The sequence below is a fragment of the Gracilimonas sp. genome (assembly GCF_031581265.1).
Lineage (GTDB): Bacteria > Bacteroidota > Rhodothermia > Balneolales > Balneolaceae > Gracilimonas.
The window spans coordinates 1-689 of record NZ_JAVLBQ010000065.1; the positions used below are offsets into that span (position 1 = coordinate 1).

A 689-nucleotide genomic window follows, 5' to 3' on the forward strand; every position below is an offset into this window, starting at 1 on the left:
GGTTTGTATTTTAGATGTTTGTATTCCACCCGCATAGAACCAAATGATCTTGATCCTAATTTTGGAGGCACAAAGCGGGCTGATTTGATATCAGACCGAGGAATAGACAAGTATTCTTTTGGAGAAACTCGTTCAATTTTTACCGGCTTTGTTTGTATTTCCAAATTGGATTTCATAAGCAGTTATTTTTTTGTGATACCGAATTTAATGGAAGTGATGAAGATTTACAAACATCTGAATTTATAAAGCTAACAACACTTAGGAGTATTGCGTTTACTAATACAAGTAATAGAATCCCCTACAATACAATTGGAAAGGAGTTTATTTAGCTCAAATAACGCCTAAATGTACCCAAATTTGAAATAATTTGCGGGGTTTTACGGGGACTATTCGTTTTGGCATGCGGGTAAGAATATCCAATATCCAACACGGAACACCCAATGATGAAGTATCCTACTTGGACATTGGGTGTTGGCTATTCATTATTGGATATTCAACTCTACCTTTGCTGCTCACTCGGACCGGGTAGTCCGGAGGGACATTCTCAACGGGGTGTTGGGAATGAGGTTAGATTTGCCACGAAAGCTCGAAAACACGAAAAGGAATGGAACGCGGATAAAGCGGATCGAGCGGATGGTCGCCGTTTTATTAGTATTTCTTTTTGGGTAATGCTATCAACAAAGCCCTCC

The 689-nt window shown here is 39.3% G+C and carries 1 protein-coding gene; it reads left to right on the forward strand.

The features are described from left to right. Window positions 1-440: 440 nt before the first annotated feature. On the forward strand, window positions 441-689 hold a 249-nt coding region (locus RI561_RS13755), incomplete at its 3' end, for a hypothetical protein (RefSeq protein WP_395080820.1).